Source organism: Methylobacterium variabile (genome assembly GCF_001043975.1).
GTDB lineage: Bacteria > Pseudomonadota > Alphaproteobacteria > Rhizobiales > Beijerinckiaceae > Methylobacterium > Methylobacterium variabile.
In genome coordinates, this window is sequence record NZ_LABY01000354.1 from 1 (window position 1) to 10662 (window position 10662).

Below are 10662 nucleotides of genomic sequence, written 5' to 3' on the forward strand. Positions count from 1 at the left end.
CCCGCCGCGCCACCTCCGCCCGCGAGCCCGGCGCCCGGTGAGGTCACCGAGGCGGACCGGGCCGGCGTGCCGCGCCAGATGCAGGTCCGCGTCATCCTGGCTCGCCAAGCGAGCGACTCGGCTCGCCAGGCGAGCGACTCGGCTCGTCCGCCCGGCGACGCCGCCCGGCCGGTGGCGGCGCCGGGGCCGGAGGCCCGGATCCTGGAGGAGGCCCGCCGGCAGGCCGAGGCGCGGGTGCGGCAGGCGGAGGCCGAGGCGGCCGAGAGCCGGAAGCGCCTGGAGCAGGAGGAGGCGCGGGCCACCGCCCTGTCGGACGCCGCGACGGCGGCCCGGCGCGAACTGACCGTCGCCCGGGCCGAGGCCGAGGAGCTGCGGGCGCAGGCGCAGCGGACGGAGGCATCGCCGGCGCGGGCGGCCGTCGCCGAGGAGGCCCGCCGGGTGGCGGAGGCCGCCGCCGAGGAGCGTCGGCACGCCCTCGAGGCGGAGCGGGCCCGGGCCGAGCACCTGGCGGCGGCCCTGGCGGAGGCGCGCCGGCGCGTCGCGGATCTCGAGAAGGCTGCCGAGGCCGCGCGGATCGCCCATCAGGCGCAGGAGGACGCGGCGGCGCGGGAGCGGTCCGCGATGCGGGCGGGCCTGCGCCGCCTCGCCGTCGCGCTCCGCGCCGCCGAGGTCGCCCGGTCCGAGGCCGCGTCCCGCGAGGGGCGGCTGGCGGGCGAGCGCGACCGGGCCGAGCAGGGGCGGCAGGCGGCGGAGCGGGAGCAGGCCGAGACGCGCGGACGCCTCGACCGCCTGAAGGGCCGCCTCGACCGGGTCACCGAGGCCCGGCAGCCGGACCCCTCCCTGGTGTTCCACGCCCGCCTGAGCGCGGCGCCGCGGGCGGGCTCCCTGCCGGTCCGCGCCGGTCCGGGCAACCTCTCGGCGGGATCGTCCGAGGCGGTCGACGAGGAGCGGCTGATGGCGCGGGTCGCGGTCCTGCTCGGGCGGGGCGACATCAGCGGGGCGCGGCTCTTCCTCACCCTCGGCGTCCGGAGCGGCAGCGCCCGGGCCACGGCGCTGCTCGCCGAGACCTACGATCCCGACACGCTCGCCGCCCTGCAGGTCCGCGGCATGCGGGGCGACCGCGAGAAGGCGAGCGCCCTCTACCGCCAGGCGCAGGTCAACCGGAAGCACGGCGACCAGGCTCAGGCCGGTCGCGACCGCGAGGCCCGGGACCTCGAGGACGCGGCGCCGGCGCGCGGGCCCGTGGCCTGGATCGATCCCATCCGCCAGGCGGGCCTGCCCGGCCCGTTCGTGGTGCCCCTGGCCGCGCCGTGGCCCGGCGAGTGAAGCACCGATCGAGGGAGGGGAGACCTCTATGACACGCCGCGCCGCCGTGCTCTGCCTCGCTACCCTGCTGTCCTGCCTGCTGCCCTTGGGACAGGCCGGCGCGCAGCCCCCCGATACCCTGCCCGCCGCCGCGCCGGTGCCCGACCGGGACGCCCCGGCCCGGCCGCGCCCCCAGGCCGGCTCCCGGCCCCAGGCCGGTCCGCGGGCGCAGGCCGCCATGCGGGAGACCGCCGAGGACGTGGCGCTGGGCTCCCACCTCAACGCCAACACCGTGGCGGTGATCTCGGGCACGCCCGGCGGCACCTACTTCCGCATGGCGAGCGACCTCGCCTTCGTGCTCGACGGCTACAAGGACCTGCGGGTGCTGCCGGTGATGGGCAAGGGCGCCGGGCAGAACGCCTACGACCTGCGCTACCTGCGCGGGATCGACATCGGCTTCGTGCGCACCGATTCCCTCGACCAGCTGCGCAAGGACCGGCGGGTCGGCAATGCCCAGTCGCATATCGCCTACATCGCCCGGCTGTTCAACGACGAGCTGCACGTGGTGGCGTCCCGGGAGATCACCGACATCCGCCAGCTCGCCGGCCGCAAGGTGAGCTTCGACGTGCGTGGCAGCGGCACCGACGTGTCCGGGCGGGCGATGTTCTCAGGCCTCGGCCTCACCGTCGAGGCGGTCAACGTCGACCAGCCGGCGGCGCTCGGGATGCTGGAGCGCGGCGAGATCGCGGCCGTGGTCTCGGTGGCGGCCAAGCCGGTGGCGGTGCTGTCGGAGTTCCAGGGCGGCGGCCGCTTCCGCCTCCTCGACGTGCCCTTCGCGGGCGCCGCCGCCGAGAGCTACATGCCGGCGGAGCTGACCCACGCCGACTACCCGCTCCTCGCCCCCGAAGGCGCGCCGGTGCGCACGCTGGCGGTCGGCACCATCCTAGCGGCCTACAACTGGCCGCGGAGCAGCGAGCGCTACGCCCGCATCGCCCGCTTCGTCGACGCCTTCTTCAGCCAGTACGACGCCTTCCTCAAAGCCCCCCGCCACCCGAAGTGGCGCGAGGTGAACCTGACCGCCGAGGTGGCCGACTGGCCCCGCTTCCCCGCCGCCAAGGACTGGTTGGAGCGTCGCGGCGGCCCCGCCCCGACGGCGGCGGCAGCCCCCGGCGAGGTGGCGCAGTTCCTGGCCCAGCGCCGGGCCGCGGGCGAGGTCGACCGCGATCAGCTCTACCAGGAGTTCCTGCGCTGGCGCGACGGGCGGGTCCGCTGAGGGCGCGGATCCGCTCGCGGGCCGCGGACGGGGGGGCGCTCGCGGGAGCCCCGCGCCGGATCGGGACCCGGGAGCCTCTCCGAAACGAGGACGGCGCCGGCCCCTCGCGGAACCGGCGCCGTCCTCCTGCCGAACCGGGTTCGGATCAGAGCGGCCGCTTGAGGGTGCGCGCGACGAGGCCGAGGATGCCCTCGCGGAACAGCAGCACGCAGACCACGAACACCACGCCCTGGATGATCGTCACCCAGGCGCCGAACTGCGCCAGGTAGTTCTCCATCGCGATGATGACGAACGAGCCGAGGATCGGGCCGAACACCGTGCCCATGCCGCCCACCAGCGTCATCAGCACCACCTCGCCCGACATCGACCAGTGCACGTCGGTGAGCGACGCGAGCTGGAACACGATCGCCTTGGTGGCGCCGGCCAGCCCCGCCAGCGTGGTCGAGAGCACGAACACCGCCAGCTTGTACTGGTTGGCCCGGTAGCCGAGCGAGATCGCCCTCGGCTCGTTGTCGCGGATCGCCTTCAGCACCTGGCCGAACGGCGAGTGGATGATGCGGTAGATCAAGAGCAGCCCGGCGAAGAAGATCAGCGCCACCAGGGCATAGAGCACCCGGTCGTCGGCGAGGCTGATCACTCCGAACAGGTGGCCGCGCGGCACCGCCTGGATGCCGTCCTCGCCGCCGGTGAACTTCGCCTGCAGCGAGAAGAAGAACACCATCTGGGCGAGCGCCAGGGTGATCATCGAGAAGTAGATGCCCTGGCGCCGGATGGCGAGCGCCCCGAACACGAGGCCGAGCAGGGCCGCCACCAGGGTGCCGGCGATGATGGCGAGTTCCGGGGTCAGGCCCCAGACCTTGGCGGCGTAGGCCGAGACGTAGCTCGCCATGCCGAAATAGGCGGCGTGGCCGAACGACAGCAGGCCGCCGTAGCCGAGCAGAAGGTTGAAGGCCAGCGCGAACAGCGCGAAGCACAACACCTTCATCAGGAAGACGGGGTAGAGGATGAAGGGCAGCACCACGAGCAGAGCCGCGATGATGACGAAGACCAGGCGATGGAAGGCCTTGGCGTCCTTGCCCTCGGGCAGGGCGGTGGCGATCGGGGAGGCGTCGGTGGACGCCGCGGCGGAGGACATCGTGCGTGTTCCTTCAGGCGAGGCGGTCAGGCGGTGCGGCCGAACAGGCCGGCGGGCTTCACCAGCAGCACCAGCACCATGATGACGAAGATCACGGTCGAGGAGGCTTCGGGGTAGAAGACCTTGGTCAGGCCCTCGATCAGCCCGAGGGTGAAGCCGGTGATGATCGAGCCGAGGATCGAGCCCATGCCGCCGATCACCACGACCGCGAACACCACGATGATGATGTCGGCGCCCATGTTGGGGTTCACCGAGTAGACGGGGGCGGCGAGCACGCCCGCGAAGGCGGCGAGCGCGACGCCGAAGCCGTAGGTGAGGGTGAGGAGCAGGGGCACGTTGACGCCGAAGGCCTGGACCAGCGTCGGGTTCTCGGTGGCGGCGCGCAGGTAGGCGCCGAGCTTGGTCTTCTCGATGACGAGCCAGGTGGCGAGGCAGACGACGAGCGACGCGACGACGACCCAGCCGCGGTAGTTGGGCAGGAACATGAACGGCAGGCGCTGGCCGCCCGACAGCTCGGAGGGGATCGCGTAGGGCAGGCCTGAGACGCCGTACTCGTTGCGGAACAGGCCCTGGATGATGAGGGCGAGGCCGAAGGTCAGGAGCAGGCCGTAAAGGTGGTCGAGCTTGTAGAGCCGCGAGATCAGCAGCCGCTCGAGGATCACCCCGAACAGGCCGACGACGATCGGGGCGAGGATGAGCGCCCACCAGTAGCCGAGGCCGGCGTAGTTCAGCAGCATCCAGGCGACGAAGGCGCCCATCATGTACTGGGCGCCGTGGGTGAAGTTGATGATGTTCAACAGCCCGAAGATGATCGCCAGCCCGAGCGACAGGATGGCGTAGAACGAGCCGTTGATGAGGCCGAGCAGGAGCTGGCCGAAGAGCGCCTGCATGGGGACGCCGAGGATCGTGGGCATGGGGTCTGGCGACTCGCGTGGGGGCCTGGCCGGGTTCAGGGGGGCCGGCGGCGCGAGAGCGCGCCGCCGGCGGTGGCATCAGCTCTTGCTCACCAGCGGGCAGTTGCCCTGGTTGAGCGGACGGAAGGCTTCCGCGCCGGGGATGGTCGCCAGCGTCTTGTAGAGGTCCCACGGGCCCTTGGACTCGGCCGGCTTCTTGACCTCGAACAGGTACATGTCGTGGATCTTGCGGCCATCGGCGCGGATCGTGCCCTTGCCGAACAGGGCATCGTCCGTCGGCAGCTCCTTCATCTTCGCCACGACCTTCGACCCGTCGGAGGCCGACTTCAGGGCCTCGACGGCCTTGAGGTAGTGGATCACGCCGGCATAGACGCCGGCCTGCACGGCGGTCGGCTTCTTGCCGCCGGCCTGCTTGGCGAAGCGGTCGGAGAAGGTGCGGGTGGCGTCGTTGAGGTCCCAGTAGAACGGCTCGGTCAGCACCAGCCCCTGCGCCACCTTCGGGGTCAGGGCGTGGATGTCCGAGGAGAAGATCAGCAGGCCGGCGATCGCCTGCCCGCCCTCGGTAATGCCGAACTCCGCCGCCTGCTTGATCGCGTTGATGGTGTCGCCGCCGGCGTTCGCCAGCCCGATCACCTTGGCGCCCGAGCCCTGCGCCTGGAGCAGGAACGACGAGAAGTCGGCGGTCGGGAACGGGGTCTTGACCGCGCCGATCACCTTGCCGCCGTTCCTGGTCACCACCTCGGTGGTGTCGCGCTGCAGCGCCTGGCCGAAGGCGTAGTCGGCGGTGAGGAAGAACCAGGTGGTGCCGCCGCGCTTGACCATCGCGCCGCCGGTGCCGTTGCCGAGCGCCACGGTGTCGTAGGTCCAGTGCACGGTGTTCGGCGAGCATTGCGGCCCGGTGAGGTCCGCGGTGCCGGCGCCCGAGTTGATGAACGCCTTGTTCTTCTCGCGGGTGACCTGGTTGATGGCGAGGGCCACCGAGGAGGTCGGCACGTCGAAGATCGCGTCGACGCCGTCGCGGTCGTACCATTGCCGGGCGATGGAGGCACCGACGTCGGGCTTGTTCTGGTGGTCGGCGGCGACGATCTCGACCTTCAGGCCCTTCTCGGCGGCCTTGAAGTCCTCGACAGCCATGCGGGCGGCGGCGACCGACCCCTCACCGGAGATGTCGGCATAGACGCCCGAACGGTCGTTCAGCACGCCGATCTTCACCGGCGTCTGGGCGAGCGCCGGGACGCAGGCGGTGGCGCAGAGCGCGCTGGCGAGCAACAGCCGTTTCAGCATCGAATATCCTCCCTGTGGGCACCGCCCGCACGCGGCGGCGAGAAACGATCGAAGTCCCGGCGGGCTTGCGGCGCTGGTGCGCGCGCCCGCTTCTCGGTGTGGGCCGAAAGAGGTCCCGGCGCGGCCCGTAAGGGCCTGCCGGGCGCGGCCGTCAGGGCCTGCCCCCCTCGGCTTGCGCGGCCTTGACGACGAGCGGGCAGCCCCCCTGGTCGAGGGGCCGGAACGCCTCCGAGCCCGGAATCGTCGCCAGCGTCTTGTAGAGGTCCCACTCGCCCCGCGACTCGGCCGGTTTCTTGACCTCGAACAGGTACATGTCGTGGATCTTGCGGCCGTCGGCGCGGATCACACCCTTGCCGAACAGCGGATCGTCGGTCGGCAGCTCCTTCATCCTCGCCACCACCCTCCCGCCGTCCTGGGCGCTGCGCAAGTCGGCGACGGCCTTGAGGTAGTGGAGCACGCCGGCATAGACCCCCGCCTGGGCGGCGGTGGGCTTGCGGCCGCCGAAGAGGCGGGCGAAGCGGTCGGAGAAGGTGCGGGTGGCGTCGTTGAGGTCCCAGTAGAACGGCTCGGTCAGCACCAGCCCCTGCGCCACCCTCGGGGTCAGCGAATGGATGTCGGAGGAGAAGATCAGCAGGCCCGCGAGCGCCTGTCCGCCCTCCGTCAGCCGCAGCCGCGCCGCCTCGCGCACGGCGCCGATCGTGTCGCCGCCGGCATTCGCCAGCCCGATCACCTTGGCGCCCGACGCTTGCGCCTGGCGCAGGGCGGGGGCGAAGTCCGAGGCCGGGAACGGGGTCTTGATGCTGCCGAGCACCTGGCCGCCGTGGCGCAGGATCAGCGCCGTGGTGTCCCGCTGCACGGCCTCGCCGAAGGCGTAGTCGGCGGTGACGAAGAACCAGGTGTCGCCGCCGCGCTTGACCATCGCGCCGCCGGTGCCGTTGGCCAGCGCCACGGTGTCGAAGGTCCAGTGGACGGTATTCGGCGAGCATTGCGGCCCGGTGAGGTCCGCGGTGCCCGCTCCCGAATCGACGAACACCTTGTTCCGCTCGCGGGTGACCTCGTGCACCGCGAGGGCCACCGAGGAGGTCGGCACGTCGAAGATCGCGTCGACCCCCTCGCGGTCGTACCAGGCGCGGGCCAGCGCCGCGCCGACGGTGGGCTTGTTCTGGTGGTCGCCGGCCACGACCTCGACCACGAGGTCGCGGGCACGGGGGCGGAAATCCTCCACGGCCATGCGCGCGGCGACGACCGACCCCTCACCGGAGATGTCGGCATAGACGCCCGAGCGGTCGTTCAGCACGCCGATCTTCACCGGCGCAACCTTCGCCGGTTCGATCTTGGCCGGCGCAACCTTGGCCGGCGCTTGGGCAAGCGCTGCCACATCCGGCGCGAGACTGAGGCCGAGGCCCATCGCCAGGGCCGTGAGGAGGACCCGCGTCCGCATCAGACCCCGAGATAGGTGTGCAGCTTGTCGATGTTGGCGTCGAGCTCGGAGTTCGGGATCATGTCGATCACCCGGCCCTGCTCGACCACGAAGTGCCGGTCGGCCACGGTCTGGGCAAAGCGGAAGTTCTGCTCCACCAGCACGATCGTGTAGCCCTCGGTCTTCAGCCGGGCCAGCGTCCGGCCGATCTGCTGCACGATGACCGGCGCGAGGCCCTCGGTCGGCTCGTCGAGCAGGATCAGCTTGGCGCCGGTGCGCAGGATCCGGCCGATGGCCAGCATCTGCTGCTCGCCGCCCGACAGCTTGGTGCCCTGGCTGCCCGAGCGCTCCTTCAGGTTCGGGAACAGCGTGTAGATCTGGTCCACCGAGAGCCCGCCGGGCTTCACCCGCGGCGGCAGCATCAGGTTCTCGTACACCGACAGGCTCGAGAAGATGCCCCGCTCCTCCGGCACGTAGCCTAAGCCCAGCTTGGCGATGTTGCGCGAGGCCATCGCGATCGTCTCGGTCCCGTCGTAGCGGATCGAGCCCTTGCGCTTGCCCAGGATCCCGATGATCGCCCGCAGCGTCGTGGTCTTGCCCGCGCCGTTGCGGCCCAGCAGCGTCACCACCTCGCCGGGCCGCACGTCGAAGGTGATGCCGTGCAGCACGTGGCTCTCGCCGTACCAGCCCTCGAGGCCCTGCACGGAGAGCAGCGGAGCGGCGTCCGCCGAGGGCGTCGCGACCGGCTTTGTCATCACCGCCTCAGCCATGACCGGCTCCGATATAGGCCTCAATCACGCGGGGATCCTTCGACACGGTGGCGTAGTTGCCCTCCGCCAGCACCTGGCCGCGCGCCAGCACGGTGATGCGGTCGGAGAGCGAGGCGACGACCGACAGGTTGTGCTCGACCATCAGGATGGTGCGGTTGGCCGAGACCCGCCGGATCAGCGCCGCGGTGCGGTCGACGTCCTCGTGGCCCATGCCGGCCATCGGCTCGTCGAGGAGCAGCATCTCGGGCTCGAGGGCGAGCGTGGTGGCGATCTCGAGTGCCCGCTTGCGGCCGTAGGAGAGCTCCACCGCCGGCACCTCGGCGAAGTCGGACAGGCCCACCGCCTCGACGAGCTGCAGGGCCTCCTGGTTGAGGGCGCGCAGCACGGTCTCGGAGCGCCAGAAGTCGAACGAGTCGCCGCGCTTGCGCCGCTGCAGGGCGATGCGGACGTTCTCCTTGACGGTCAGGTGCGGGAAGACCGCCGAGATCTGGAACGAGCGCACCAGGCCGAGCCGGGCCACGTCCGCCGGCTTCATGCCGGTGATGTCGCGGCCGTTGTAGCGGATCGAGCCCGCCGTCGGCGTCAGGAACTTGGTGAGCAGGTTGAAGCAGGTGGTCTTGCCGGCGCCGTTCGGGCCGATCAGCGCGTGGATGGTGCCGCGCGTCACCTCGAGCGTCACGCCGTTCACGGCGCGAAAACCCTTGAACTCCTTGGTCAGCCCATCGGTGGACAGAACGATGTCCTGCCCCGCGGCGCTGCCTCGGGCGCTCCCCTCAGCGTGGGTGGTCGGTTGGGCCATGTTGGCGCGTCACCCCTGCGTTTCCTCTATCGCGCTCATGCGCTTATCGCATAGCGAAACAGCATGGCGTCGATGGAGTGTCAACACGTCCGGCGAGCCCAAGCCAAGGGCGATCCGGGCTTGTTAGATCTTATGCACGGCCGGCATCGGCCGTGGCGCGGGCGTCAGAGCGGCGCGTGCGGCCCGGGTGAGCGGCTGTTCCACGATGCGGTGCAGCAGGAGAGCGGCCGCGCAAGCGATGATAAGCATCAGGATCATCAGCGGCCAGGGTCCGAGGTGCCCCGCGAGGCCGCTCGCCTCGGCGGCGATCCGCACGCCGCGTACGACGAAGGGATGAGCGAGATAGAGTGCGTAGGACGCGTCTCCCAGCGGGATGGCGAGGCGCAGCGGCTCCCTCGCGCCCTCCGCCGCCGGCGCGAGGGCGGCGGCGGCGACCAGCAGGGTGGCGGGTCCGCCCCAGGCGAGGCAGCGGGGGAGGGCGGGCGCCTCCCCGGCGAGTGACAGGAGGACGAGGGCCGCGACCGCGAGCGCCAGGCGCGCCGGTCCCCCCAGGCGCACACCCTCCTGCCGCGCCAGCCCGAGGGCGGCGCCGCAGGCGAATTCGAGCACGATTGGGTCGCTCCAGAACGCCACCGGCACCGGCAGCGCACCGGCCGACTGTCCTGCGACGACGAGGCCGGCGAGGAGCGCGAGCACGCACGCGGCGGCCGTCCGCCGTCCCCATGGCAGCACCAGGGCGAAGAGGACGTAGAACCCCATCTCGTAGTTCAGCGTCCAGCCGAGCGAGTAGAGCGGCTGCACCGCGCCGTCGGTCCGGGCCATCGGCCAGAACAGGTAGGAGGCCGCGAGGTAGGCCGGGCTCTCGGCCCCGGCGCCGAGGAGGCCGGGCTTGAGCCACCCGACGGCGAGGTAGAGCGAGGTGGCGAGCCAGTAGAGCGGCACCACCCGGGCGATCCGATGCGCGAGGAAGGTCCGCCGGGCATCCGGCCGCCCGTGCAGGGGCGCCGCCGCATGCACGATGATGAAGCCCGAGATAACGAAGAAGATGTCGACCCCCGCCGGCCAGGGCAGCCAGGCCGCCGGCGCGAAGGCGAGGCCCGCCCGCGCGGCGAGGCCCGCGGCCTCGAACTGCGCGTGGCCGGCGGCGACCATCAAGGCCGCGAGGGCCCGCAGGACCTGGATCAGCGGCAAGGGCGTGGGGCGCGTCACGGACAACCGATCGCTTCGCGGCGCGCCCGGATCGTCCGGGGCGCGGACGACCCGTCATACCGGAGACCGTCGGCCCGCGGCCAGGGGGCGCTCCTGGCGCACGTGACGCAACGGCGGAACAATGGCTGCGGTCCGTCGTTGTCCAGCCCGAAAGCGTCCTGTCAAGGCGTGGCCGAGCAGATCGCTCGTTGTTCGGCTGCCCGGTCGCGTACAGATCAAGAACAGATTGCCAGGAGAAGACCCATGAAGAAGCTCGTTGCCCTTACCGGCCTCGCCGTTGCTCTGGCGACCCCCGCCTTCGCGCAGCAAGTCGGCAACTTCAACGAATTCCGCTCGATGGCGCTGATGTCGAATGCCTTCGAGGTGAAATCGAGCCAGATCGCCCTCGAGAAGTCGCGCAACCCACGCATCCGCGAATACGCCCGCGATGGCGAAGGGCGCCTCGATCAGGCCGCCGATGCCGGCGCCGCGGGCCACGTTCTCACGGCCGCCGAGCAGGGCCACATTGGCGGCGCGGTGGTCGCGGATCATCTCGCGGGCGTATTCGCGGATG

General features: G+C 71.6%; 8 protein-coding genes and 2 pseudogenes. 3 read left to right on the forward strand and 7 right to left on the reverse strand.

The genetic code is table 11. From position 1 onward, the window contains the following. Together VQ02_RS35030 and VQ02_RS32840 are read left to right on the forward strand one after the other, a co-directional pair. Positions 1-1326 (forward strand): annotated as a pseudogene (locus VQ02_RS35030) (hypothetical protein); the annotation flags it as partial. Positions 1327-1354: 28 nt separating this feature from the next. Next, complete coding sequence (locus VQ02_RS32840; RefSeq protein WP_083469582.1) at positions 1355-2578, forward strand: TAXI family TRAP transporter solute-binding subunit; 1224 nt, start codon at positions 1355-1357, stop codon at positions 2576-2578. A 145-nt stretch (positions 2579-2723) separates the two neighbouring features. Here VQ02_RS32840 and VQ02_RS32845 read toward each other — a convergent pair whose 3' ends face one another. The 7 genes from VQ02_RS32845 to VQ02_RS32875 form a co-directional block, all read right to left on the reverse strand. Continuing rightward, complete coding sequence (locus tag VQ02_RS32845) at positions 2724-3713, reverse strand: branched-chain amino acid ABC transporter permease (RefSeq protein WP_048448470.1); 990 nt, start codon at positions 3711-3713, stop codon at positions 2724-2726. A gap of 26 nt (positions 3714-3739) precedes the next feature. Further along, positions 3740-4627 carry a branched-chain amino acid ABC transporter permease gene (locus tag VQ02_RS32850; protein ID WP_048448471.1) on the reverse strand — a complete coding sequence of 296 codons (888 nt, stop codon included), beginning with the start codon at positions 4625-4627 and terminating at the stop codon, positions 3740-3742. A gap of 78 nt (positions 4628-4705) precedes the next feature. Next, entirely contained in the window at positions 4706-5911 is a 1206-nt protein-coding gene (locus VQ02_RS32855; RefSeq protein WP_048448472.1) for an ABC transporter substrate-binding protein, read from the reverse strand. 151 nt (positions 5912-6062) lie between these two features. After that, positions 6063-7319: an ABC transporter substrate-binding protein gene (locus VQ02_RS32860; RefSeq protein WP_083469583.1), complete on the reverse strand. Its 1257-nt coding sequence runs from the start codon at positions 7317-7319 to the stop codon at positions 6063-6065. Between the two features lie 32 nt (positions 7320-7351). Next, positions 7352-8101, reverse strand: a complete 750-nt coding sequence (locus VQ02_RS32865) for an ABC transporter ATP-binding protein (RefSeq protein ID WP_048448473.1) — start codon at positions 8099-8101, stop codon at positions 7352-7354. Next, positions 8094-8900 carry an ABC transporter ATP-binding protein gene (locus tag VQ02_RS32870; protein ID WP_048448474.1) on the reverse strand — a complete coding sequence of 269 codons (807 nt, stop codon included), beginning with the start codon at positions 8898-8900 and terminating at the stop codon, positions 8094-8096. Before VQ02_RS32870 ends, VQ02_RS32865 begins: the two co-directional genes overlap by 8 nt. Positions 8901-9023: 123 nt before the next feature. Further along, positions 9024-10109, reverse strand: coding sequence for an acyltransferase family protein (locus tag VQ02_RS32875; RefSeq protein WP_245239923.1), 1086 nt, complete (start codon positions 10107-10109; stop codon positions 9024-9026). A gap of 243 nt (positions 10110-10352) precedes the next feature. Here VQ02_RS32875 and VQ02_RS40155 point away from each other — a divergent pair. After that, positions 10353-10662 (forward strand): annotated as a pseudogene (locus tag VQ02_RS40155) (hypothetical protein); the annotation flags it as partial.

Bases quoted from the DNA above. Each gene is read 5' to 3' on its own strand.
- VQ02_RS32840 (WP_083469582.1), top strand. From the start codon at position 1,355: ATGACACGCCGCGCCGCCGTGCTCTGCCTCGCTACCCTGCTGTCCTGC.
- VQ02_RS32845 (WP_048448470.1), bottom strand. From the start codon at position 3,713: ATGTCCTCCGCCGCGGCGTCCACCGACGCCTCCCCGATCGCCACCGCC.
- VQ02_RS32850 (WP_048448471.1), bottom strand. From the start codon at position 4,627: ATGCCCACGATCCTCGGCGTCCCCATGCAGGCGCTCTTCGGCCAGCTC.
- VQ02_RS32855 (WP_048448472.1), bottom strand. From the start codon at position 5,911: ATGCTGAAACGGCTGTTGCTCGCCAGCGCGCTCTGCGCCACCGCCTGC.
- VQ02_RS32860 (WP_083469583.1), bottom strand. From the start codon at position 7,319: ATGGGCCTCGGCCTCAGTCTCGCGCCGGATGTGGCAGCGCTTGCCCAA.
- VQ02_RS32865 (WP_048448473.1), bottom strand. From the start codon at position 8,101: ATGGCTGAGGCGGTGATGACAAAGCCGGTCGCGACGCCCTCGGCGGAC.
- VQ02_RS32870 (WP_048448474.1), bottom strand. From the start codon at position 8,900: ATGGCCCAACCGACCACCCACGCTGAGGGGAGCGCCCGAGGCAGCGCC.